Consider the following 20,589-nt stretch of genomic DNA (forward strand, 5'->3'; position numbering starts at 1 on the left):
CCTACATCCTCGTCACGATCCACGTCATCGTCTCGGCCGGCATGCTCGGGCTCGTCCTGCTGCACAGCGGCAAGGGCGGCGGCCTCTCCGACATGTTCGGCGGCGGCATGGGCGCCGCGGCGCAGGGCTCCACCGTGGTGGAGAAGAACCTGGACCGCATCACCGTCGTGGCGGCCGTGATCTTCGTGTTCACGACCCTCGCCCTCGGCCTGCTCATGAGCACGCCCACCTGAGCGATCTCGTTTCGACCCCGGCGCATCCGTGCGCTAGGTTTGCAACCCGCATCGGTGATCCCGATGGCCACGTCGAAGTGGCGGAATTGGCAGACGCGCTAGCTTGAGGGGCTAGTGCCCTTAGGGGCGTGGGGGTTCAAGTCCCCCCCCTTCGACACCAAGGTGACCAGCACGAAAGTGCTGGTCACTGCTGGTTTTAGCCGACCGCTCAACCGCCCAGAATCGCCCGATGTCGGCGCTTTGTCAGCACGTGGCAGTCCGGCGCAGTTCGCGATCATCGGCGTCGGCTTCGTAGGGGCGGAGGCTGTCGAGTCTCAGTGACGTCAACCTCCAGAATGGCGAAGCCTTCCGCGTTGCCCAGGAGTCACGGCCGGTTCAACTACCTTCGCCCCATGGCGAGACTGACTGAGCCAGGCGAACCGGTCAGGGCACGCGAGCTCCGCCGCCGGGCCCCCCGAGCAGAGGTCAACCCACCGGGCTCGACCCGAGGACTCTCGCGACGGCCGAAAGCAAAGGCGCCGCAGTGAGCGGACCGGGCGAGCTCACTGAAGGGACGCAAACAGAAAAGCCGCCGACCTTAGCGGGGAAGCTCAAGGCCGCGAAGAGGGTCATCGGCGGGGAGAACCCGACGAGCGTGGCCGAAGGTCTCGGCGTGCCTAGGTCCGAGGTGGACCGGTGGGTAGCCAGCTACAACGCAGGTGGCACTGCGAGCGTCCGTCGTGACTTCCCGACCAGGTCGAGGAGGAGCTATCCAGCGCCCGATCCAGCCATTAGTCACATCTCCGAGGCCCTTGCCTACGCAGCGCCCATGGCCGGCAAGCGCACCTACGGAGGCTTTCTGTCGAACGCGCTGGCCGTGCTCCTTGCGAACGGTTTACGAGCCGAGGGCTTTCAGGGCGTGCTTCCCGACGATCGGGGAGGATTCGAGTCGCCGTCTCGGACATCCCGAGGACTCAAGAAGCTTGATGTCAATTACTCGACGCCGGAGATGGGACTCGGACTCGGCCTCTCGATCAAGACCATCGCCGGCCCCGACCCGGGAACGAAGCGTTTTACCAAGAACTACTCCCGCAACGACAACGAGTTGCGAGCCGAGGCGATGGACTACCACCGTCGGCAGCCGTTCGCCGTCCTGGTGGGATTTCTCTTCATGCCGATCAGCTGCTGTGACGACGGGGGGCGGGGACACGGTGAGGAGGCCGGAGTCTCAAGCTTCGCGGCTGCGGTCCGGTACTTCCGAAGTCGGACCCCTCGTCCAGAACCGGAAGACGAGCCGGATCTCTTCGAAGCCTTCTTCATTTGCATCTACGATCCCGAATCCACAGATGTACGACTCTGGCCGGTGCACGATCTTGCTCTTGCCCCGCCGAAGGTCGGACGGCCGGGGGACCGGAGCACCCTTTCGCTCGACGCAGCCCTAGGCCAATGCGCCGCCATCTTCGAGCACCGCAACAACCCGGCGTTCGAGTTCGCACCCGATCCGAGCTAGCCTTTCAGGCGGTCCAGCGCTGAGACACTCGTCAGCGCTGCTGAGGTGACCACATCGCCTCGGACGATCGGGTGAGCGTGGCCCGAGCCCCACCCCAGGAACCCAACGCGCCGTATGTCGGCGCCGGAACCTGGAGGCCTCGGATGCCTGTCTCACTCGCCGAACCCGACTACGCTCACGAACGTCTGTTCGATCCCCAAGTCTGGTCGAGGAAGCCTCTCGATGACGAGTTCCAAGTGTGTAGTTTGGCCGGTGTGACGATGCCCGACGCCTTCTCCGTCGCCGGGCTCTTCGCCGGAATCGGCGGGATCGAGTCCGGACTCGCCCGCCACGGCGGCAGGTCCGAGCTGCTCTGCGAGTACTGGCAACCGGCCCATCACGTGCTCGCGACCCAGTTCCCCGATGTTCACCTGGTCGAGGACGTGCGCGACCTCAGGTCGCTTCCCAAGGTGGACCTCGTTTCGGCAGGTTTCCCGTGCACGGACCTGTCCCAGGCCGGTCGGATGAACGGCATCAAGGGTGAGGCCTCCGGGCTGGTGGGGGAGGTGTTCCGGCTCCTGAAGCGGCCGAGGGCACCAATGCTGATGCTCGAGAACGTGCGCAACATGCTGGTGCTCGATGGAGGTACCGCCATGCGGTACCTCACCGACGAGCTCGAGGGTCTGGGCTACAAGTGGGCCTACCGCCTGGTCGACTCCCGATTTGCCGGGGTGCCACAGCGGCGGCAGCGGGTGATCTTCCTCGCCTCGCGAAAGATCGATCCTCGCGCCGTCCTGTTCGCGGACGATGCCGGCGAGCCCGCCGACGACCGCTACGCAGACCAGTGCCACGGCTTCTACTGGACCGAAGGCCTTCGCGGGGTGGGCTGGGCGAGAGATGCCGTGCCGACGCTCAAGGGCGGCTCCACCATCGGCATCCCGTCGCAGCCCGGCATCTGGAACCCGCAGGCTCCGCTCGGTCTGCGGATCGTGCTGCCGTCGGTCGAGGAGGCCGAGCAGATGCAGGGCTTCCCGAGAGGGTGGACCGCACCGGCCGACGACCTCGAGAAGAGCCGCGGGACCCGATGGAAGCTCACCGGCAACGCGGTGACCGTTGGTGTCTCCTCCTGGGTCGGCAGCCGGCTACGGAACCCGGGAGACCCCATCCTCGATGGCCGGATGGTCTCGGCCGGAGATCGGTGGCCGACGGCGGCGTACGGGTCGGGCGGAAAGGTATGGGCTGTCGACGTGACCATGTGGCCGACCCACGAGCCGTACCAGCACCTCCACGATGTCGTGGACCTCGAAGCCGCACAACCGCTCTCGCTGCGGGCCGCCTCGGGCTTCCTCTCCCGGGCGAATCGCGGCAACCTGCGCTTCGCCGATGGTTTTCTCGACGACATGTCCGAGCACATCGGATACATGAGCTCGGAGTTGTCCGTCGCCTGACCGCCCGACCTCCGGGCGCCCGGCAGCATCCTCCGAAGTCGTTCGCAAGCGGATGCAGAACCAGCGGCGAAGGGACACCGGCCCCGAGCTCGCGCTCAGGAGGGCCGTCTGGGCTCGTGGGCTCCGCTACCGAGTCGACACCGCACCGCTGAAGGGCCTACGCCGTCGGGCCGATCTCGTCTTCACCCGGGCCCAGGTGGCGGTGTACGTGGACGGCTGCTTCTGGCACCGATGCCCGATCCACGCCTCTGCACCCAAGGCGAATGGCCAATGGTGGTCGGACAAGCTGGATGCGAACGAGCGCCGGGATCGAGACACCGACGAGCGGCTGGATGAAGCCGGCTGGATCGTCGTGCGGATCTGGGAGCATGAGGACGCCGGCGAGGCGGCGGAAAAGGTCGAGGCTGCCGTTCGTTCGCGGCTCGGTCCCGCATGATCACCGGTGGGATGTCTGCGGCCCGTTAGCTTCGGTCCGTGGAAGGACCGGGGATCCTCGCTCAGACACTCACGGTTCCGGCGCTGACGCGCACGAAGGAGCCAGCACTGTGGCAGTACCACTCACGAGGCGCCCGTCACTCCCTGACGTCCTGCTGGGGCGTCCTCTTCGATTTACTCGTCCACTCCAGCCTTCTCCGGCAGCACGTCGAGCAGGGAAAGGTCGTGTTCGGTCTCGATCACAAGATGCAGGACTACGCAGCGAATCGCTCGAAGAACCTGGACCTGGTGATCGCTCGACCGAACGATGCCGGCTGGACCCTGACGCGCGACCCGCGCCGGTTCTCCGAGCTGCCGGCCGTCTTCGACATGGAGCTCACGCCGGCACAGCGAGCTGTGCTCGCCACAATTCCGGACCCACTCGAAGGTGATGTCGGAGCCGTCCACCTCGCCCTCGAGTCGAAGGCCTGCATGACGGCGTTCACCAAGTCGTATCCGCGGCTCTACGACGAGCTGAACTCTTCGCACGCCGTAATCCACGGGGCGTCGAACCGGGCGCTGGCCGTCGGCCTCGCCATCGTGAACGTCGCCGACGAGTTCGTCTCGCCGGTCGGCAAGCGGAACCGCCACAAGCAACCGGCCGACGCCCTCGGTGCGATTGCGAAGGTCGAGCAGCTGCCTCGGCGCTCGGGCGACGAGGGCGTGGGGTATGACGGGCTCGGCATCGTCCTCGTCGACCTCACGAACGACGGAAGCCAGGTGACCATCCCGACCGCGCCCGCCGTACCGGTGAACTATCAGTACGACCGCATGATCCTGCGCATCGCGAACGAGTACGACGTCCGCTTCCGTGGCGCCTGAGGTTGCGGTCGCGCGAACTGGTGGGTTGAGAGCGTTGGACTCGCCGCCGTCTCGACAGGGCTGTGGCGGGGTGACATTTTGCGCCGGGAGTTTACGCCGAAATGCTGATCGAGGCGATAGAAACCCTTGCATGGCAACGAACTCGGAACGTGACCCGTCAGTCGCTGAGGCGCAGGAGGCGGCAGTTCATGATGCCACAGCGCAACAGGACGCTGACGTCTTCAAGCGCCTGAGCGAGGTTGGTCGAACCCGAGTGGGGCGACCTGGTTACAACCCCGCCCGCGGCGATCGGAACGGCCGAGGTACACGGCGGCCATAGCCCGTACTGGCTGAATGACGCCGGCCCGCTGGACGTACAGCCGGGGGTGGCGGACGCTCAACTGTGGAAGTAGTGGCCTTCGTCCAGGTCGGCCAACAGGCCGGCCTCGGTGGGGTGCCAGTCCAACAGGGACTGGGTGGCGGCGCTGGAGGTGGGGTTGTCGAGGCCGGCGAAGGTGGCGAGGTAGCTGAAGCGGGACGGGGCTTCCTCGGCGGTGACGCTGACGGTGGGGATGCCGAGGTTGCGGCCGATGGTCTCGGCGATGGCGCGGAACGCCACGCCCTCGTCGCCGACGGCGTGGAGGCGGGTGCCGGCGGGAGCGCCCTCGAGGGCGAGGCGGTAGAGGCGGGCGGCGTCGAGGGTGTGGCCGGCGGGCCAGCGGTTGGCGCCGTCGCCGATGTAGGCCGCCTCACCGTGCTCGCGGGCGAAGCCGATGATCATCGGGATGAAGCCGTGGTGGTCGAGCGAGCTGTGCACCGTGGGCGGCAGGCGCACCACCGACGAGCGGACACCCCGGTCGGCCAGGGCGATGACGAAGTTCTCGGCGCCGGTGCGCGGCCCGGCCTCGAGCACGATGTCCTCGGTGCCCGTGCCCTCCACACCGCCGAAGGCCAGCATCAGGGTGCCCGAGGTGCCGACGAACGGCTTGTCGGTGCCGTCGAGGGCGCCGGCCATGGCGCCGATGGCGGCCAGGTCGGACTCGATCGCTGTCTGGTAGTCGCCCGCCGCCATGGCATCGTGCTTGAAGGCCAGGTGGATCACGCCGTCAGCGGCCGCGGCCGCAGCACCCAGGCCGTCGAGGTCGTCGAGGTCGCCCCGCAGCACCTCGGCGCCGGTGGCCGCCACGGTCGCCGCGGCGTCATCGGAGCGGGCCAGGCCCACCACGTGGTGGCCGTGGGCGAGGAGCTCGGGGATGAGGGCGGAGCCGACGTGGCCGGAAGCGCCGGTGATGAAGACCAGCATGGGGTGACCTCCTGGGTCGGTGTGCGGCCGCGCCGCGACCCCGATGGCCGAGCGATGGCAGCAACTGACATCACCGTACCAGCGATGGCAGCGACTGCCATCGCACCCGCCTAGGATCACCGCATGGGGCGATGGGCACCCGGCTCCCGAGGCCGGCTCGAACGAGCGGCCATGGAGCTCTACGCCGAGCACGGCTTCGAGGCCACCACCGTCGCCGCCATCGCCGATCGGGCCGGGCTCACCGAGCGCACGTTCTTCCGCCACTTCGCCGACAAGCGCGAGGTCCTGTTCCAGGGCTCGTCGCTGCTCCAGGAGCTGCTGGTCCGAGAGGTCCAGGACGCCGATGCCGCACTGGCCCCGGTCGAGGCGGTGGTGGCGGCGCTGCAGGCGGCCGCCGTCGGGTTCTTCGACGCCGACGCCGAGCGGCCCCGCTTCCGCCAGGCCATCATCGACGCCAGCCCCGAGCTGCAGGAGCGCGAGCTCATCAAGCTGGCCACCCTCGCCACCGCGGTCGCCGGTGCGCTGCGCGAGCGCGGCGTGGGCGAGCCGGCGGACCGCCTGGCCGCCGAAGCTGGCATCGCCGTCTTCCGCGTGGCGTTCGAGGCCTGGGTCCGCGAGCCGGGCGACCACACGCTGTCCTGGTGGATCCGCACCTCGGCCGACGAGCTGCGTGGGACGCTGGGGGGATGAGCGATGGGCCTCGGGGGCTGAAGGATCCGGCGGTGCTGCGGGCGCGGTTGGATCGGATCTCGGAGCCGCACGTGGCGCCGCTGAACGAGTGGGTGTTCCTGCTGCGGGCCCGGCTCGGCGGCGATGCCATCGTGCCGTGGTTCGACCCGGCCGACGGCGGGGTCGACGCCACCATCCTCTGGCTGCTCGGCGCGCCGGGCCCCAAGTCGACCAAGGAGCATGGCGGCTCCGGGATCGCCTCGTGCGACAACGACGATGCGACCGCGGCGAACACCTGGCAGGCACGGGTGGACGCCAAGGTCGACCGCCGGCGGGTGGTGCACGGGAGCATCACGCCGTACGTCTCCGGTTCGGCCAAGGCCCGGCCGCCGGAGCCCGGCGACGTCGGCGACCCCGGCCCGTTGCTGGCCGAGCTCCTCGCCCTGCTGCCGAACGTCCGCTGCGTGATCCTCGCCGGCGCTGCCGCCAAGGCGTCGTGGACCGCCCACCGGCCCGACGACTTCGCCGGCGCGGTCATCGACTGCCCGCACCCGTCGCCCACCAACTGGAACACCCGCCCGGCCACCCGCACCGCCGTGGTCGACGCCTGGCGCACCGCCGCCCGCCTCTCGGCCTACTGACCCGAGCGGACCGCCGCACCGGGAAGGGGTCAGGAGCCGCTGCCCCGCCCGCACCGCCGACCCCGAGCGACGCCGAGCGGGCCGCAGGTGGCCGACGCCCCTCGCACGGCGAACCACCCGGGTGGGCGACGGGCCCGGGCACCGGGCTGCCGAGGGTGACCCGACCGCCCCACTAGCTTCGGAAATGTCTGATTCGGGAGGGTCGCTGGTGATCGTGGTGAGGGCGGCGGGAGCCGCCGCGGAGCGGGTGGGCGACAAGACGCTCGTGGTCGACTCGGCCGGCATGGAGATCCTCACCCTGAACCCGGTGGGCTCGATCGTCTGGTGGGCGCTCGACGGCGAGCGCGACGTCGAGGCGCTCACCGACCACGTCCTGGGTCGCACCACGTCGACCGACCGCGAGGTGATCGCCGCCGACGTCGAGCGCTTCGTCGCCGAGCTCGTGGCCGCCGGTCTGGCGGTGCGCACCGATGCTGACGGTTGAGGGCGCCAGCAAGTCCTACGGCCCGCCGCCCCGGTGGCTCAAGCCGCTGGTGCGCACGGCGACCGACGAGACCGTGCGCGCCCTGCACCAGGTCGACCTGCGCGTCGGCGCCGGCGAGGTCGTCGGCCTGATCGGGCCCAACGGGGCCGGCAAGTCGACGCTCATCAAGCTCATCGCCGGGCTGCTCGACCCTGACGAGGGCACCATCAGCCTCCGAGGTACGACCACGGTGCGCCAGCGGCAGGCGGCGATGGGCCTCGTGCTGGCTGACGACCGCGGGCTGTACTGGCGGCTCAACGGGCGGCAGAACCTGGAGTTCTTCGGCCAGCTCCAGGGCCTCGACCGCGAGCAGGCGAACCTCGCCGCCGCAGCTGCCGCCGAGTCGGTGGGCCTGGCCCTCGACGGCAAGCGGGTGTTCGGGTACTCGTCGGGCATGAAGGCCCGCCTGAACCTGGCGCGGGCCCTGCTCCACCAACCGCCGCTGCTGGTGCTCGACGAGCCCACCCGCAGCCTCGACCCGGTGGTGAGCGAGGAGCTGGGCCTCCTCATCCGGGCCCAGGCCGACGCCGGCCGGGCCATCCTGCTCTCCAGCCACCGCCTCGACGAGGTGGCGGCGTGGTGCGACCGCGTGGTGGCCCTGGTCGACGGCACCGTGCGCTTCGACGGTCCCGTCGACACCCTGGCCGACGACCGCAGCCCCAGCCACCAGGTCCTGCGCCGCCTGCTCACCGAACCGACGGAGTCGGCCCCGTGACCGCCGACGTGGTGCGGCCCAGCCGCCTGCGCACCGTGGCCGCCATCGCCCGGCGGGACTGGCGGATGCAGCGCTCGTACCAGTTCCAGCTGGTCATGCGGCTGGCCCAGACCGGGTTCGTGGTGGCCAGCCTGTCGATCACCGCCAAGCTGGTCCGCAGCCCACCGGAGCTGGCCCAGTACGGCGGCGACTACTTCACCTTCGCCCTCATCGGCATCAGCATGCTGGCCTTCCTCACCGCCGGCCTGCGCACCTTCGGCGCTCGCCTCGGCGAGGAGCAGAGCCTCGGCACCCTCGAGGTGGTGCTGGCGTCGCCGGTCGACCTGGCGACGTTCCTGCTCGGCTCGCTCGTGGTCCCCTTCGCCATGGCCATGCTCAGCGTGGTCGGTTTCATGGTGGTGGGCGTGGCCTTCTTCGGCGCCCGCTTCCCGATCACCGGCGTGCTGCTGGCCATCCCCATCGCTGGGCTGACGCTGGCGGTGTTCTCGGCCATCGGCATCCTGTCGGCCTCGTTCATCGTGCTGACGAAGCGGGGCGACCCCATCGCCGTGCTGGCCGCCCAGCTGTCGACCTTCCTCGGCGGGGCGTTCTTCCCGATCTCGCTGCTGCCCCGGGGCATCCGCTGGTCGGCGCACCTGTTCCCCAGCTACTACAGCCTCCAGGGGCTGCGGGCAGTCCTGATCGGCGGGGGAGCGGGCGACGCGCTGGCCCCCACGCTGGTGCTGGCCGGGTTCACCGCGGTGCTGCTGCCGGGGTCGCTGTGGTGCTTCCGCTGGTCGATCCGCACCTGCATGCGCCTCGGCACCCTCGGCACCTACTGAGCCGGCGGCTGCGGCGAGGCGCGGCGGGGCCCCGCCCTCGGGGAGGAAGGCGGGGCCCGGCGGCAGGGGGGTTCGGCTCAGCCGGGCATCAGGGCGTCGGTCGACTTCTTGGTGCAGTCGGCCACGACCTGGGCGTCGTCGGCGCTCAGGTTCGCGGTGGCGAGGGCTTGGGCCTTCTTGGCCAGGTCCTGGCTGTCGGCGGTGAGGGCCTGCGCCTTGGCGGCGTCGCCCTGGGCGGCCTTGGCCTTCTTCACGAAGGAGTCGACGGCCTTGCAGTAGGCGGTGACGTCGGCGTTGCCGCTGCCCTCGCCGCCGTCGTTGGTGGAGACGGCTTCGGTCTTGTCCGAGGCCTTGTCGCTGCCGCTGCTGCTGCAGCCGGCGGCGCCGGTCACGAGCAGGCCGGCACACATGAGCAGTCCGAGTACACGTCGCATGGGGAGTCCTCCGCACTTGGTGGCGACCGGGTCTCGGTCGCCGGCGGCACCACGGTGGTGCCGTGAGGTGAAGGTAAGACGGTCCCGGCGACGTGCCCTGAGCAGCGGGTGCTCAACCTGGGCGGCCCGGATGCTCTCGTTGCTCAGACGGGTGACCGGGTGGGTGGAAGGCCTGGTCAGAGCAGGTGTGGGGCGGCTCGGTGGTCGGCCGTCAGGCCAGGGTGGCGAGGCGCTCGACCGCTTCGGCCAGCACCTCGGGGCGCTTGCAGAACGCGAACCGCACCAGGTGGCGGCCGTCGGCGGGATCGCCGTAGAAGACGCTGGTGGGCACGGCCACCACCCCGCAGCGCTCGGGCAGCGCGCGGCACAGCTCCAGGCCGTCGGTGGCGCCCAGCGGGCGGATGTCGGCGGTCACGAAGTAGGTCCCCTGGGGCACGAACACGTCGAACCCGGCGGCGTCCAGGCCGGCCACCAGCTGGTCCCGCCGGGCCCGCAGGCCGTCGCGCAGGTCGGCGAAGAAGTCGTCTTCCAAGCCGAGGCCGACGGCCACCGCAGGCTGGAACGGCGCGCCGTTGACGTAGGTGAGGAACTGCTTGGTGGTGCGCACGGCCGCCACCAGCTCGGCCGGACCGCACGCCCAGCCGACCTTCCAGCCGGTGAACGAGAACGTCTTGCCCGCCGAGGAGATGGTGAGGGTCCGCTCGGCCATGCCCGGGAAGCCGGCGATGGGTCGGTGCTCGCCGTCGTAGACGAGGTGCTCGTAGACCTCGTCGCTCACCACCAGCAGGTCCCGCTCGACGCACAGCGCGGCGATGGCGCCCAGCTCGTCGACGGTGAACACCCTGCCGGTCGGGTTGTGCGGCGTGTTGAGCAGGAGCAGGCGCGTGCGCGGCGTGATGGCCGCGGCGAGGGCGTCGAGGTCGGCGGCGAAGTCGGGCGGGCGCAGCACCACGGGGCGCACGGTGGCGCCGGCCATGGCCGCCGCCGCGCGGTAGCTGTCGTAGGTGGGGTCGAAGGCGACCACCTCGTCGCCGGGCTCGCACAGGGCCAGCAGCGCCGCGGCGATGGCCTCGGTGGCCCCGGCGGTCACCAGCACCTCGGTGTCGGGATCGACGGTCAGGCCCCAGAAGCGCTGCTGGTGCTCCGCGATGGCCCGCCGCAGCGGCTCGATCCCGGGCCCCGGCGGGTACTGGTTCTGCCCGTCGCGGATGGCGGCGACGGCGGCGTCGGCCACCGCGGTCGGCCCGTCGGTGTCGGGGAACCCCTGGCCCAGGTTGATGGCGCCGGTGCGGGCGGCCAGCGCCGACATCTCGGCGAAGATCGTGGTGCCCAGCCCGTGCAACCGCGAGGCCAGGTACCGGTTCTCGTCGCTCATCGGTCGTCGAGCGTAGGGGGCAAGCCGAACAGGGCCCGCGCCCGAGCGACCTCGTCGTGGCCGCGCGCCGAGGTGGCGCGGAGGCCGACGACGGCCTGCGGGGGCACCGAGCGCACCAGCAGCACCCCGTTCGGCGCCCGGAACACGGGGAGGCCGTTCTCGGCGAGGCGGCTGGGGGAGACCTCCAGCACCAGGTCGACCGAGGCCCGCTTGCCGACCTTGGCATCCACGGCTGGGGCGAGGTGGACGTGGGTCCGCGCCGCAGGGTCGAGGCCGGAGGCGGCGATGCTTTCGATGGCGGCGATCGAGGTGCCGTGCCACAGCGAGGTCGCGGGCTCGATGCGCTCCCAGGTCGCCTCGAAGCGCGTCGGCCGTGACCGGCATGGTGGCGGTCGAGTGGCCCTGGCAGGCGCGGACGTGGTCGCCGCCCTCGTCGAGCTGGAGACGGCCCTTGTCGCTGGTGGCCACCACCTCGAGCAGCTGCTCGCGGGTGAGGCCGCTGCACGCCAGGACGTCGGCCACGCTCGACCATCCGGCGGCGTCCATCGGCAGCCCGGCCTCGGTTGCGCCGTGCCGCAGCAACCAGGAGAGCTGGTGGCTGCGCTTGCGCACCGATCCGCTCATCGTGGGGCCCGCCCTGCTCTGCTGCGCATGCCCGGACCGTAGCGAGGGCGACCGGCCAGCAGGCGGACGGCGCGCCCTCTACGGTCCCCGGCGGGGAGCCGAGCCGAACAGGGGAGCACGGGTGTCCGCACCGCGACGCAGCGTCGACATGGTCATCGTGGGGGCCGGCTTCGCCGGGCTCTACCAGCTCCACCGGGCCCGGGGCCTCGGCCTCGACGTGCAGGTGGTGGAGGCCGGCTCCGACGTGGGCGGCACCTGGTACTGGAACCGGTACCCGGGCGCCCGCTGCGACGTGGAGAGCGTCGAGTACTCGTACTCGTTCGACGAGGACCTCCAACAGGAGTGGGAGTGGACCGAGCGCTACGCCGGCCAGCCCGAGATCCTCCGCTACCTCGGCCACGTCGCCGACCGGTTCGCCCTGCGCGACGGCATCCGCTTCGACACCCGGGTGCTGGCCGCCACGTTCGACGAGGACCGAGCTCGCTGGCTGGTCGACACCGATGCGGGCGACGGCTACGACTGCGCGTTCCTGGTCATGGCCACCGGCTGCCTGTCGTCGGCCATGACGCCGGCCATCGAGGGCGCCGAGTCCTTCACCGGCGCCACGTTCCACACCGGCCGGTGGCCCCACGAGGGCGTCGACCTCACCGGCAAGCGGGTGGGGGTGATCGGCACCGGCAGCTCGGGCATCCAGTCCATCCCGATCATCGCCGAGCAGGCGGCCGAGCTCACCGTGTTCCAGCGCACCGCGGCCTACACCGTGCCGGCCCGCAACGGCCCGATCGATCCGGCCGAGGTGGCCCAGGTCAAGGCGAGCTACGCCGAGCTCCGCGAGGCCAACCGCCAGATGCCGGTGGCGTTCGGCTCCCGCATCCCGCGCCGCGACGTCGGCGCCCTCCAGGTGGACGAGGACGACCGCCTGGCCGAGTACGAGGCCCGCTGGGAGCGGGGTGGCTTCACGTTCCTGGGCTCGTTCAACGACCTGCTGCTCGACCGCGACGCCAACGCCACCGCGGCGGCGTTCGTGCGGGACAAGATCCGGGCGACCGTGGCCGACCCCGAGGTGGCCGAGCGGCTGGTGCCCGAGCAGGTCATCGGCTGCAAGCGGCTCTGCATCGACAGCGGCTACTACGACACGTTCAACCGGCCCAACGTGTCGCTCGTCGACCTCACCGAGACGCCCATCGAGGCGATCACGCCCGCCGGGATCCGCACCACCGCCGGGGAGGTGGAGCTGGACGCCATCGTCTTCGCCACCGGCTTCGACGCCATGACCGGCTCGCTGCTGCGCATCGACATCACCGGCCGCGGCGGCCTGACCCTGCGGCGACGTGGGAGGCCGGGCCGCGGACGCTGCTGGGCCTCGGCATCGTGGGCTTCCCCAACCTGTTCACCGTGACCGGACCGGGCAGCCCGTCGGTGCTCACCAACATGGTCGTGAGCATCGAGCACCACGTCGACTGGATCACGGCCTGCGTCGAGCACCTGCGCGCCGCCGGGCTGCGCACCATCGAGGCCCAGCCCGCAGCGGTGGACGAGTGGGTCGAGTACGTGAACGTGGTGGCGTCGTTCACCCTGTTCCCGTCGTGCAACTCCTGGTACCTGGGCGCCAACGTGCCCGGCAAGACCCGGGTGTTCATGCCGCTGCCCGGGTTCCCCGAGTACCGCGCCCACGCCGACCAGGTCGCCGCCGACGGGTACCCGGGGTTCACCCTGGCCTGAGCGTCAGGCCGTTCACAAGCCCTTGTTCGACCAGGTGTTGGTGGGCTTGGCCGTGCGCTCCACGCCCACGGGTGTGGCGCTGTAGATGCGGATGTAGCCGTCGGCGCTCATCACCAGGCGCTCGACGCCGTCGGCGACCACCTTGCCGCCCCGCCACACCACCGTGCCCCCCCGGCGTGACGACCTCGAGGGTGCCGTTGGTGCGGACGTAGAGCTTCGAGCCCGGCACGTTCGTGCGGGTGGACCAGCGGGCCGTGCCGTTCGGGTTCGACACCACGAAGTTGCCGTCGCGCTGCATCGACGCCTTGTAGCCGCCCTCGGAGCTGGTGATCGACACGCCGGCCGAGAGCGACTGGCCCTCGACGAGCTGGTTGTAGGGCGGGTGGAGGGTGCCCTGCAGGCCCGACAGCTGCGGGTCGTGGCCGAACTCGGGCCAGCCCCTGCTGCCGAGCGAACCGGTCCGGGTGGTCCACGAGCGCACGATGCCGCCGGAGACGCCGTTGCCGTTGTTGCCCGAGTAGCCGGCGATCGTGACCCGCACGCCGCCCCCGGGCTCGGCGGTCACCACCGGCGAGTTCTGGATGGCACCGCCGATGTCGAGCGCCGAGAGCACGCCCATGGTCTCGCCGTTGAGGACGAGCAGCTTGTTGCCCGGGACGAAGATGTCCTGGGTGCCGTCGCCGTTCACGTCGGCGGTGACCGCCGAGATCGACGACGGGTAGCCGAGGTTGCCGCCGTAGCTGCGCAGCTTGGTGCCGCTGTCGACGAGCGTGCGGCCGGTGGCGGCGTCGAGCACGTAGACCCGCGGGTACGTGAAGGTGGCGCTCTCGATGACCGGCACGATCTGCACCACCTGCGGGGTGCCCGTGCCGAGCACGTCGGCGACGGTGGGCGACGCCACGGCCTGGCCGGCGAACGGGGCCGAGGCCCAGCGGCGCAGGCAGCCGGTGTCGTAGGCCACGATCTGGTTGCCGCCGACGCCGGTCTGCACCGGCCCGGTGGAGCCGAAGAAGATCAAGGCCCGACCGCCCACCTCGGTGATGGCGGGGGAGGAGTTGTTGTAGCCCGAGGCCCGGTAGGTGTCGCCGTTGACGGGCTGGCTGGCGGTGCAGAACTGCTTGCCGTCGAAGGTGAACAGGCGGAGGTGGCCGCCGTTCTTGCCGTTGGGGTCGTCGCCCCGGTTCTTGTCGTTGCTGAAGACGACCTGGGGCCCGGCGCTGCCGAGGAAGTTGGCCAGCGCGGGCGTGGCCATGGTCGACTCGGCGTTGCGGAACTTCCAGGTCTGGCGGCCCGTGGCCCCGTCGACGCCGTAGACCCAGTGGCCCGACGAGGCGCCGAACGCCTTCCATGCGCCGGCCACCTTCGCCAGCGACAGGCCGGCGAGCAGGAAGCCGCCGGAGGAGGGGTACGCCGTGGCCGGGTTGCTGTTCCAGACCAGCCCGCCCGAGGCGTTGTACTTCTTGAACTGGGGGTAGTTGTCCTTGCCGTCGGTGGCCACCGGGACGTACACGTTGGTGCCGTCGGAGGAGAGCGGGGCCTTCACCTCGAAGCCGGTGTTCACGTTCGACCAGCCCGGCACGGCGCCCCCCCGAGCCCAGGTAGAACGCCCGCAGGTTGCCCTTGAGGTCGCCGGCCACCACGAACGGGTTGCCGCCGTTGGCCACCACCACGGGCGAGGACTGGGCGATGTTGGCCTTGTCGACCACCGGGTGCTTCCAGTCGAGGGTGAAGGTCACCGTCGCCGCCGAGGTGGTGGCCGGCGGGGCGGCCTGGTCGGCCGAGCCGGAGGCCGAGCCACCCACGGCCAGGGAGCCGGCGATCAGGCCGGCCAGCGCCACGCCGGTGAGGGCACGGGTGGATCGCAACATGGTGGGTCCTCTCCCCGGGCCCGCAGCGCCACGGGCCCAACGTCGACAAGGTACTCGTCGGTCGCGGACCTGCCCACGCTGAGCGGTCAGATGCCTACGTTCGGCCGATCACCCGTCGGTGCCCCCTGTCCGCCGGCGGTGAGCGGCCGTAGCCTCGGAGCCATGTGCCGCAACATCACGACCCTCCGGGGGCTCGAGCCCCGCGCCACCGACACCGAGATCGAGGCGGCCGCCCGCCAGTACGTGCGCAAGATCAGCGGCGTGCAGTCGACCTCGGCGGCCACCGAGGAGGCCTTCGAGCGGGCGGTGCACCAGATCGCCCACATCACCGCCGACCTGCTGGCCGAGCTGCCGCCCCGCAAGACCCCGCCGCCCAGCCTGCCGCCGCTGCGCCGCAAGGCGGCCGCCGCCGTCGCCGCCATCGACGGCTGATCCCGGGGCGCCGGGACGGGTGCGGCCGAGCGCCGCCCCGCGTGGGAACCTTCCCCGGTGAGCGCTCCGCTGCGGTTCAAGTTCGTCACCTCGGGCGACGACGTCTGGCGCCTGCCGCCCACCCGCGCCGAGGTGGCGTTCCTGGGCCGGTCCAACGTCGGCAAGTCGTCCCTGCTCAACGCCCTGGCCAACCACAAGCGCCTGGCCCACACGTCCAAGACGCCCGGGCGCACCCAGCTGCTCAACCTGTTCGAGCTCGGCAACGGCACCACGGCGGTCGACCTGCCGGGCTACGGCTTCGCCGCCGTGCCGGGCAAGACCCGCAGCGGCTGGCAGCAGATGATCGAGGGCTATCTCCTCGAGCGGGAGCACCTCGAGATGGTGCTGGTGCTCGTCGACGGCGAGATCGGCCCCACCAAGCTCGACGTGCAGATGCTCGGCTGGCTCCAAGCCCACGGCCTGCCCCACACCGTCGTGGCCAGCAAGTACGACAAGGTGAAGCCGTCGAAGCGCGGCGTGCGCCAGCACGAGGTGTCCGACGGCTGCAACGTGGCGCCGGAGTCCATCGTCTGGGTCAGCGCCGCCAAGGGCACCGGGATCGAGAAGCTCCGCGGACTCATCGTCGGCTGGCTGGCCGAGGGCGCCGCCGCCAACGCCGAGCCCGCCCCGCCCACCAAGGCCGAGCTCAAGGCGGCCAAGGCCGCCGCCGCAGCGGCCCCGCCGGCCGACCCCGCCGACGACGAAGACGAGTGGAACTGACCCTCGTCCACTGAACTTGTCGCAGTTGGCCGACGCATCGGTCGACAAGTGCGACGGGTTCGGGATCGGGGCGACCACCCCGTCGGAACCGGTCGCAGTTGGACGACGCCGAGGTCGACAACTGCGACGGGTTCGGGGGTGGGGGTCGACCGGGGTGGTCAGGACTCGTAGCGCTCGCGGCGGAAGGTGACCTTCTTGCCCTTGAGGGTGGTGCGCTTCATGGCCTCGATGACCTGGTCGGCGCCGCCCTCGGGGACCTCGACGAGGGAGAACCGGTCGGCGATCTCGATGGAGCCGATGTCGCGGCCGCTGAGGTCGGTCTCGCCGGCGATGGCGCCCACCAGGTCACCGGGCCGGATGCCGGCGCTGCGACCGGCGGCCACGTAGAGCCGGGTCATGCCCTCGCTCGTGCCCCGGGCGGGGCGGCCGGCCTTGTCGCCCTTGGCGCCGGGCTTGTCCTTGTCCCACGGCTTGCCCTTGGCGCCCTTGCCCTTGCCGTCCTTGTCCCAGGCCTTGCCCTCGGGACGGGGCTGGATGTCGGGGATCTCCTCCTCGTCGGCGGCGGCACCGCTCGACTCGTGGGCCAGCTTCACCGCGGCGAGGGCGACCTCCATGACGTCGTACTCGTCGGCCAGGGTCTCGACCACGGTCCGGTACGGGTCGAGGCCGCCCTCGAGGATCATCTCCTCGAGCGTGGCCCGGGTGAGCTCCATGCGCCGGGTGCGCAGGTCGGCCACCGTCGGCACCTTCTCGATGGCGATCTTCTGCTTGGTGATGCGCTCGATGTTCTTGAGCATCCGGTGCTGGCGGGGCTCGGCCAGGGTGATGGCCACGCCCTCTCGCCCGGCCCGGCCCACCCGGCCGATGCGGTGCACGTAGGACTCCGGCGCCGAGGGCACGTCGAAGTTGACGACGTGGGTCAGCTGGTCGATGTCGAGGCCGCGGGCGGCGACGTCGGTGGCCACCAGCAGGTCGGCGGTGGCGGCACGCAGGCGGTTCATGACCCGGTCGCGCTGCTCCTGGTCCATGCCGCCGTGCAGGGCCTCGGCCCGGTAGCCCCGGCCGTTCATGGTCTCGGTGAGCTCGTCGACCTCCAGCCGGGTGCGGCAGAAGACGATGGCGGCGGTGGGCGACTCGACGTCGAGGATGCGGCCCAGCGCAGCGGCCTTGTGCGAGCGGGGCACGAGGTAGGCGGTCTGGCGGACCTTCGGGGCGTCGCCGGAGGCCACGGTGGGGCGGGCGATCTCGATGCGGACCGGGTCGGTGAGGTGCCGCTTGGCGATGGCGTTGATGCGTCCGGGCATGGTGGCCGAGAACAGCACGGTCTGCCGGGTGGGCGGGGTCTCGGTGAGGATGGCCTCGATGTCCTCGGCGAAGCCCATGTCGAGCATCTCGTCGGCCTCGTCGAGGACCACGACCTCGACCTCGTCGAGTGGCAGGGTGCCCCGGTTGATGTGGTCGATGGCCCGGCCGGGGGTGGCCACCACGACGTCGATGCCGCGGCGCAGGGCCTGCAGCTGGCGGCTGATGGGCTGGCCGCCGAAGATCGGCAGCACCCGGGCGCCGAGCGGGCGGCCGTAGCGGTGGATGGCCTCGGAGACCTGCATGGCCAGCTCGCGGGTGGGCACCAGGACCAGCGCCATGGGGGCGCCGCTGGCGCGGTCCTTCTCCATGCGCTCGAGGATGGGGAGGGCGAAGGCGGCGGTCTTGCCGGTGCCGGTGGCGGCCTGGCCGAGCAGGTCCCGGCCCTGGATGAAGGGCGGGATGGCCTCGGCCTGGATGGGCGTCGGCTCCTCGTAGCCCAGGGTGGCGAGGGCGTCGACCAGCTCGGATCGGAGGCCGAGGTCGACGAAGGCCGGGACGTCGGCGGGTTGGTCGGCACTCATGAGCTGGCTCCTTACGGTCCAGGCGGTGGTGCCCGGTCGAACAGTCTCCCGCGCCGGGTGGACGGCGGCCGAATCCCGGCCCCGGTCGGGTGACGCCGTACGCTCGTGCGGTGGTCGACGACGTGGAGCCCGGGGTCGAGGAGATCCGCGACGGCGACACCACGTGGCGCTTCGACCGGGCGTTCCTCACGTCGAACTGGACGTGCATCTGGGGGAAGGGGTGCCTCGGCATCCTCGCCGAGCCGGCGCCCGAGCTGAACCAGGGCTGCTGCTCGGTGGGCGCCGAGATCGACGGCGAGGACGAGTCGCGCCGGGTGGCCGGCCTGGCCGCCACGTTGGAGCCCGAGCACTTCCAGTTCCACGCCGAGGCCGAGGCCCTCGGGGTGTTCGACGAGGCGGGGACCAACACCCGGGTGGTCGACGGGGCCTGCGTGTTCCTCAACCGCCCGGGCTTCGCCGGGGGCGAGGGCTGCGCCCTGCACCTCGCTGCGGTGGCCGACGGCGAGTCGCCCATCGACTGGAAGCCCTCGGTCTGCTGGCAGCTCCCGGTGCGCGTCGACTGGGCACCGCCGGTCGACGGGGTGGAGGTGGCCCACGTCCGCGCCTGGAGCCGGGCCGACTGGGGCGACGACGGCGATCCCATGGCCTGGTGCTGCACCGAAGGGGATCGGGCCTACGTGGGCGATCGGCCGGTGGTGGAGTCCCTCGCCGACGAGCTGGAGGGCATCGTCGGCACCGCGGTCTACGTCGAGCTGCGCCGCCGCCTCACCGAGTGAGGCGGCGCCGACGGCTCAGCCCGCGCCGACGGCTCAGCCGGCGCCGGCCGGCAGCCAGTGCGGGCGCGGTGCCGGGATGCGGTCGAGGACCGACGTGACCTGGCCGAACCTCTCGTGGTGGCCCTGCCAGTCCCGGTAGGCCGTCGCCAGCTCGTCCTGGCTGCGGGCCACGAAGTTCCACCACATCACCACCCGGTCCTCCCACGGCTCGCCGCCGAGCACCAGCGCCCGGCCGCCGCCGTCGAGCGTGGTGGCGGCGCGGCCCGGCCCGAGGTAGGCGACCTGGCCGACCGCCAGCGGCCGGCCGTCGAGGGTGATCGGGCCGTCGAGCGGCAGGACGGCGTGCTCGAAGCCCTCGGCCAACGGCACCTCGGCCGCCCCGCGCAGGGCGACCTGGAAGCCGACGTGGGCGGTGTCGGCCCGAGCAGGGGAGCGGGCGCCGGCGAGGTCGCCCACCAGCACGGTGGCCGTGGCGCCGGCCAGCTCGACCTGGGGGAGCTCGGCGTGGTGCTCGAACGCCGGAGCGCCGCTGCGGGTGTCGGCCGGCTGGGCCACCCACAGCTGGACGCCGTGGCCCACGGGGGCCCGTCCGGCGTCCTGCTCGGCCGGATCGGGGTGCTCCTCGGCGTGGGTGACCCCGTTCCCGGCGGTCATCAGGTTCAGCTGCCCGGGCCGGATGAGCTGCTCGGACCCCACGCTGTCGCGGTGGAGCAGCTCGCCCTCGAGCAGCCAGGTCACCGTCTGCAGGCCGATGTGGGGGTGGGGGCCGATGCCCGGTGCGCCGCTGGCGGTCGGGCCGAAGTGGTCGGCGAAGCACCAGGCGCCCACGGTGCGGCGCTCGCGCTGGGGCAGGGCGCGGCGCACCTCGGTGGTGCCGACCTGGGCCACGCGGTCGTCGCGCACCTCGAAGGCCGGCTCGTCCTGGACGGGCGGCACCTCGATCGGGTCGCCGCCGCTGGTCACGGGTCCGCTCACGAGGTCCTCCTGGTCCGGCCGAGCGCCCAGTCTGGCCCCGGTGCGAGCCGCTGCGTCGCGATCGGGGCGCCGCGCGCCCGGCCGGTACCATCGCCCGGATGCCTCGGACCACCTCGCCCCGCCGTCGTCGTGGCCGCCTCGTGCCGCTCGCGCTGGCGCTGGTCGTGGCGGTGGCGGCGTGCTCCAAGCCGGAGCCGAGCCGAACCGAGCTGGTCGACGTCTTCCGCCGCACCGGCATGACCTCCGCCGAGGCCCGCTGCGTGTCCGACGCGATCCTCGACAACCTGTCCGACGACCAGCTCGACGCGATCATCGAGCGCGGTCCCAGCGGAGCGCCGGTCGACCCCGCCGGCTCCACCGACGGCGTGGCCACGAAGGTGCGCACCGCCCTGGCCGCCTGCAAGAGCTCCGAGATCACCGGCACCACGTCCACCACGACGACCACCCTGCCGATCACCGACCCGTCGACGCTCCCGCCGGCCACCGAGGAGCTCAACCCGGCGTCGTCCACCACGACGCCGAGCGGGGCGAGCACCACCACCGCGGTGACACCGACCTCGACGGCGACCTCCGGCAACACCGGGGTCGCCACGCCCTGAGGTCGACCGGCCACCGCTGGTCGCGGCCGGGCTCGACCCGGCG

21 protein-coding genes, 1 tRNA gene and 2 pseudogenes are annotated in these 20,589 nt (G+C 71.6%); 16 read left to right on the forward strand and 8 right to left on the reverse strand.

The window, feature by feature from the left end; genetic code table 11:
• Positions 1-41 precede the first annotated feature (41 nt).
• The 6 genes from secG (at position 42) to KSP35_RS02460 (ending at position 4,445) form a co-directional block, all read left to right on the forward strand.
• Positions 42-233, forward strand: coding sequence for a preprotein translocase subunit SecG (gene secG / locus KSP35_RS02435; RefSeq protein WP_371748943.1), 192 nt, complete (start codon positions 42-44; stop codon positions 231-233).
• A gap of 71 nt (positions 234-304) precedes the next feature.
• Positions 305-393: transfer RNA gene (locus KSP35_RS02440), tRNA-Leu, on the forward strand.
• A 648-nt stretch (positions 394-1,041) separates the two neighbouring features.
• The gene (locus KSP35_RS02445) at positions 1,042-1,722 is read left to right on the forward strand and encodes a hypothetical protein (protein ID WP_216998656.1); all 681 of its coding nucleotides are present in this window, start codon (positions 1,042-1,044) and stop codon (positions 1,720-1,722) included.
• 260 nt (positions 1,723-1,982) lie between these two features.
• On the forward strand, positions 1,983-3,149 hold the full coding sequence (locus KSP35_RS02450) for a DNA cytosine methyltransferase (RefSeq protein ID WP_216998657.1): 1,167 nt from the start codon (positions 1,983-1,985) through the stop codon (positions 3,147-3,149).
• 52 nt (positions 3,150-3,201) lie between these two features.
• Positions 3,202-3,585: a very short patch repair endonuclease gene (locus KSP35_RS02455; RefSeq protein ID WP_216998658.1), complete on the forward strand. Its 384-nt coding sequence runs from the start codon at positions 3,202-3,204 to the stop codon at positions 3,583-3,585.
• Positions 3,586-3,623: 38 nt separating this feature from the next.
• Positions 3,624-4,445: a hypothetical protein gene (locus KSP35_RS02460; protein WP_216998659.1), complete on the forward strand. Its 822-nt coding sequence runs from the start codon at positions 3,624-3,626 to the stop codon at positions 4,443-4,445.
• Positions 4,446-4,821: 376 nt separating this feature from the next.
• Here KSP35_RS02460 and KSP35_RS02465 read toward each other — a convergent pair whose 3' ends face one another.
• Positions 4,822-5,727 carry an SDR family oxidoreductase gene (locus KSP35_RS02465; RefSeq protein WP_216998660.1) on the reverse strand — a complete coding sequence of 302 codons (906 nt, stop codon included), beginning with the start codon at positions 5,725-5,727 and terminating at the stop codon, positions 4,822-4,824.
• 123 nt (positions 5,728-5,850) lie between these two features.
• Between KSP35_RS02465 and KSP35_RS02470 the strand changes: the two genes are divergently transcribed.
• The 5 genes from KSP35_RS02470 to KSP35_RS02490 all read left to right on the forward strand — a co-directional run bounded on the left by KSP35_RS02470 (position 5,851) and on the right by KSP35_RS02490 (position 9,096).
• Positions 5,851-6,417 carry a TetR/AcrR family transcriptional regulator gene (locus KSP35_RS02470; RefSeq protein ID WP_216998661.1) on the forward strand — a complete coding sequence of 189 codons (567 nt, stop codon included), beginning with the start codon at positions 5,851-5,853 and terminating at the stop codon, positions 6,415-6,417.
• Positions 6,414-7,037: a hypothetical protein gene (locus KSP35_RS02475; RefSeq protein WP_216998662.1), complete on the forward strand. Its 624-nt coding sequence runs from the start codon at positions 6,414-6,416 to the stop codon at positions 7,035-7,037. Before KSP35_RS02470 ends, KSP35_RS02475 begins: the two co-directional genes overlap by 4 nt.
• A 184-nt stretch (positions 7,038-7,221) precedes the next feature.
• A complete protein-coding gene (locus KSP35_RS02480) occupies positions 7,222-7,521 on the forward strand; it encodes a PqqD family protein (protein ID WP_216998663.1) in 300 nt (99 codons plus the stop codon).
• Positions 7,508-8,275 carry an ABC transporter ATP-binding protein gene (locus tag KSP35_RS02485; protein ID WP_216998664.1) on the forward strand — a complete coding sequence of 256 codons (768 nt, stop codon included), beginning with the start codon at positions 7,508-7,510 and terminating at the stop codon, positions 8,273-8,275. The genes KSP35_RS02480 and KSP35_RS02485 overlap by 14 nt, the downstream gene beginning before the upstream one ends.
• Entirely contained in the window at positions 8,272-9,096 is an 825-nt protein-coding gene (locus tag KSP35_RS02490; protein WP_216998665.1) for an ABC transporter permease, read from the forward strand. The genes KSP35_RS02485 and KSP35_RS02490 overlap by 4 nt, the downstream gene beginning before the upstream one ends.
• Positions 9,097-9,173: 77 nt before the next feature.
• Here KSP35_RS02490 and KSP35_RS02495 read toward each other — a convergent pair whose 3' ends face one another.
• The 4 genes and pseudogenes from KSP35_RS02495 to KSP35_RS25455 form a co-directional block, all read right to left on the reverse strand.
• Positions 9,174-9,506 (reverse strand): hypothetical protein, encoded by a 333-nt coding sequence (locus KSP35_RS02495; protein ID WP_216998666.1) that lies wholly within the window; start codon positions 9,504-9,506, stop codon positions 9,174-9,176.
• A 235-nt stretch (positions 9,507-9,741) separates the two neighbouring features.
• Positions 9,742-10,905 (reverse strand): pyridoxal phosphate-dependent aminotransferase, encoded by a 1,164-nt coding sequence (locus tag KSP35_RS02500; RefSeq protein ID WP_254126941.1) that lies wholly within the window; start codon positions 10,903-10,905, stop codon positions 9,742-9,744.
• Positions 10,902-11,246: an RNA 2'-phosphotransferase gene (locus KSP35_RS23890; RefSeq protein WP_371748944.1), complete on the reverse strand. Its 345-nt coding sequence runs from the start codon at positions 11,244-11,246 to the stop codon at positions 10,902-10,904. The genes KSP35_RS02500 and KSP35_RS23890 overlap by 4 nt, the downstream gene beginning before the upstream one ends.
• 103 nt (positions 11,247-11,349) lie before the next feature.
• Positions 11,350-11,529: pseudogene (locus KSP35_RS25455) on the reverse strand (RNA 2'-phosphotransferase); the annotation flags it as partial.
• A gap of 148 nt (positions 11,530-11,677) precedes the next feature.
• Between KSP35_RS25455 and KSP35_RS02505 the strand changes: the two are divergent.
• Positions 11,678-13,251: pseudogene (locus KSP35_RS02505) on the forward strand (flavin-containing monooxygenase).
• On the opposite strand, the gene KSP35_RS02510 reads toward KSP35_RS02505, so the two are convergent.
• Complete coding sequence (locus KSP35_RS02510; protein WP_216998668.1) at positions 13,238-14,830, reverse strand: hypothetical protein; 1,593 nt, start codon at positions 14,828-14,830, stop codon at positions 13,238-13,240. The pseudogene KSP35_RS02505 and the gene KSP35_RS02510 sit on opposite strands and share 14 nt — an antisense overlap.
• 451 nt (positions 14,831-15,281) lie before the next feature.
• On the opposite strand from KSP35_RS02510, the gene KSP35_RS02515 reads away from it, so the two are divergent.
• Both KSP35_RS02515 and yihA read left to right on the forward strand, forming a co-directional pair.
• Positions 15,282-15,551: a DUF2277 domain-containing protein gene (locus KSP35_RS02515; RefSeq protein ID WP_216998669.1), complete on the forward strand. Its 270-nt coding sequence runs from the start codon at positions 15,282-15,284 to the stop codon at positions 15,549-15,551.
• A gap of 57 nt (positions 15,552-15,608) precedes the next feature.
• Positions 15,609-16,310 carry a ribosome biogenesis GTP-binding protein YihA/YsxC gene (yihA, locus tag KSP35_RS02520; RefSeq protein WP_216998670.1) on the forward strand — a complete coding sequence of 234 codons (702 nt, stop codon included), beginning with the start codon at positions 15,609-15,611 and terminating at the stop codon, positions 16,308-16,310.
• A 158-nt stretch (positions 16,311-16,468) separates the two neighbouring features.
• Here the strand turns inward: yihA and KSP35_RS02525 are convergent, their stop codons facing one another.
• On the reverse strand, positions 16,469-18,196 hold the full coding sequence (locus tag KSP35_RS02525; RefSeq protein ID WP_216998671.1) for a DEAD/DEAH box helicase: 1,728 nt from the start codon (positions 18,194-18,196) through the stop codon (positions 16,469-16,471).
• A 110-nt stretch (positions 18,197-18,306) separates the two neighbouring features.
• Between KSP35_RS02525 and KSP35_RS02530 the strand changes: the two genes are divergently transcribed.
• On the forward strand, positions 18,307-18,972 hold the full coding sequence (locus tag KSP35_RS02530) for a hypothetical protein (RefSeq protein ID WP_216998672.1): 666 nt from the start codon (positions 18,307-18,309) through the stop codon (positions 18,970-18,972).
• A 33-nt stretch (positions 18,973-19,005) separates the two neighbouring features.
• Here the strand turns inward: KSP35_RS02530 and KSP35_RS02535 are convergent, their stop codons facing one another.
• Positions 19,006-19,947, reverse strand: coding sequence for a pirin family protein (locus KSP35_RS02535; protein ID WP_216998673.1), 942 nt, complete (start codon positions 19,945-19,947; stop codon positions 19,006-19,008).
• A gap of 98 nt (positions 19,948-20,045) precedes the next feature.
• Here KSP35_RS02535 and KSP35_RS02540 point away from each other — a divergent pair, with 98 nt between their 5' ends.
• Positions 20,046-20,546: a hypothetical protein gene (locus KSP35_RS02540; RefSeq protein ID WP_216998674.1), complete on the forward strand. Its 501-nt coding sequence runs from the start codon at positions 20,046-20,048 to the stop codon at positions 20,544-20,546.
• Positions 20,547-20,589 lie beyond the last annotated feature (43 nt).

Origin of the sequence: Aquihabitans sp. G128, from assembly GCF_019048865.1 — a bacterium.
Taxonomy (GTDB): domain Bacteria; phylum Actinomycetota; class Acidimicrobiia; order Acidimicrobiales; family Iamiaceae; genus Aquihabitans.